Annotated in this window: 1 protein-coding gene; it reads right to left on the reverse strand. The window is 56.3% G+C overall.

What is annotated here, in order from left to right; all coding sequences use genetic code 11:
* Positions 1 to 20: 20 nt before the first annotated feature.
* The coding region (locus tag BM388_RS17380) for a type I secretion C-terminal target domain-containing protein (protein WP_139233998.1) at positions 21 to 2,573 on the reverse strand (2,553 nt) is incomplete at its 5' end.

The raw sequence follows: 2,573 nt of genomic DNA on the forward strand, positions 1-2,573 counted from the left end.
ACTTGTGAATAACTCAGAATTTACTGATCGATGTTTATCTGGCCGCTGTCGATCATCTGTTGAATGACTGTCGCCGAATCATCGCCTGTCACTAGATCCGTAGCCTCCAGGATGATGGTCTGATCGACTTTCACGTCATCCCCGCTGTCGCCTTGGAAACTACCGTCAGAGCTGACCTCGATGACCGTATTAGTCCCATCAAGGGAAATCTTCAGATAGCTGGTAAGGTCGACTCCCTCAGCTTCCTCGCCCTGCAGGAGGTCGCGCAGGTCGAGACTGTCGACGCCCTCGTCACCGAAGCCTGCGATGCGGACCTCGGCAGGGGTCTCCTCCGCCGCTGCCAGATCGAAAGCGAAGACATCATCGTCTTCACTGGCCAGCAGCACCATACCGTCGCCTTCGCGCGCCGAGAAGGCCTGATCACCGGCATGCTCAACAATCATATCCTTTACGTGCTGCATGGCCTCGGCTTCTGAAAGCGGCTGGTAGCCGTTCTCCAGCAATACATCGCGCAGGTCGCCTTCGGACATCGTCGCCAGGTCAAAACCATCGTCGGAGAAGACTTCGTGTATTCCCTCATTGATGACGATTCCATTATAGGCATCGCCATCCACGTCCAGAGACTGCAGGAATACCGCCATGTTCTCGACATACTCGTCGTAGAGGTTTTCGAGGCCAACACCCGCGATTTCCTGCAGGAATACCTTGCCGTCAGCGAGTGCCTCCTCAGCATCAAAGGTGCCAAGAACGACGTTACCCACACTGAAGGTAATGGCATCACCCGAGCGGTATTCGAAGGCACCTTTTTCATCGGTAACGCCGGTGATGCCAGATGAGGTGGCAAACGACATACCTTCTACAACACCATCCACAACAATGGCGACGTTGATATCCGTCGTAACCTTGTCACCGTCACCATCGATGCCTTCGACCTGGAACGTCAAATCCTGGCCCTCGGGGAGGATCTCAACAACGTAACCGATCGAATCGATCTTGGCTTTCAGATCCAAGGCGGTCAGCGTCACGACATTGCCCGAAACGCTTCCAAAGTCGTACTCAATAGAACCGCCGGGCGCAAAGGTTTGTACTGGTGAAGTTACTCCATCCAAGGTAATGGTGGCTGTCCCACCTTGAGCGGTAAAGGCACCGAAGCTGACAATACTAACGGCCTCCGGAAGCGTAAATGTCAGTGATTCACCATCATCCAGGTTCTGGGAGTCCACAGCCAAACCATTGCTGCTGGCATTGACTTCCCCCGAACCCGTCACTGTAATTCCTCCTAAAGGATAAGAAACGGTGGGTCCGGAAGCTGTAACTCCTGTTAAGGAAAAGTCAACACTGGAACCTGCATCAGCCTCTATCAGCTCGAAGTTGTAGGTACCATCCTCATTCACGGTCATGGAGAAAATATCGCTACCCCCACTACGGCCAAATAGCGTATTGCCGATCTGTTCATAGCTGATTCCATCGATCACGGGACCGGTGATGTTAATCTCGCTCCACCCATCGGCCCCCGAGAGCCACCCAGTATTCGTATCACTGTCGGTTGCTCCATCAACATTTGTTACCTGAAGATCGGCAAATTGACCAATCGAGGGGCCGTCGTCATCGAACAACACGTTGCCGCCCAGGTCCAAAGATGCCTTCACGGATGAGGTGTCGCCATCGCCATCTGTGACGATCACTGTGCCCACCAGGTCGACCAGTCCGGAGTCCAGCACTTTCTGGTCACTGGCGAAGTTGCTGGTATCGGCGCTATCTTGATCGATCACCGCGCTCTGCGTCAGGGTGACGTCGCCGGTGGTGTTCACCATCAGGCTGAAGACGGTGCTGTTACCGTTAATGGCAGCGGCACTCGCGGCCGTGGAGCCGATCACTTGGCCGGCGACCAAGTAGAGAGAGACCCTCACACCACCGCTGGTCAGGCCCGTGTCACTGCCGTCTCCCCCCGCCAGCTCGAGCGCATAACTCCAGCTGCTGATCTGCCCAGGCCCGTCGGCGCCATAGGTGCTGCTGGCAACCGCGAGGGCACTGGCAAAGCTGGCTGTATCGGTATCGGTAAGCTCGGCGTCCTGAGTGTTGAGGGTAATGCTGACACCGTCGGTCACGCTGACAGTGATGCTCGGGCCGTCATCGTTGACGTCGATGCTCAACGTTGCCTCCGGCGATAGGTCTCCATCGCTGTCGGTCACCCGTACCCCGAACTCGTCCTGCACTTGGTCCGCATTACCGATGGCGCCGATCACATTGTGGTCGTGGGTGTTGTCAGTCAGCTCGTAGGTCCAGCTGCCGTCAAGATCGACAGACAACAGGCCATACTCACCTTGCACTGTCGTACCGTTCGCTTCGACCTTGATCCATACACCGTTCTTGTCCTGCACTTCAATGAAGTCCAGTTCGTCGGAACCGGTGTCGATCTGGAAGGTGCCGCCAGTAGTCGTGGTGGGAGTCGTGACGCCATCGCCCTTCCCGCTACCATCCGGCAGCGCAGATTCCCATACGGCATCCGGATCCGTGTCGATCCGGAGCTGCGGCTCGCTGTCGGCATCCACGGTGAGGGACACCGTGGCGGT

It is taken from the genome of Halomonas saccharevitans (assembly GCF_900116405.1).
Taxonomy (GTDB): Bacteria; Pseudomonadota; Gammaproteobacteria; order Pseudomonadales; family Halomonadaceae; genus Halomonas; species Halomonas saccharevitans.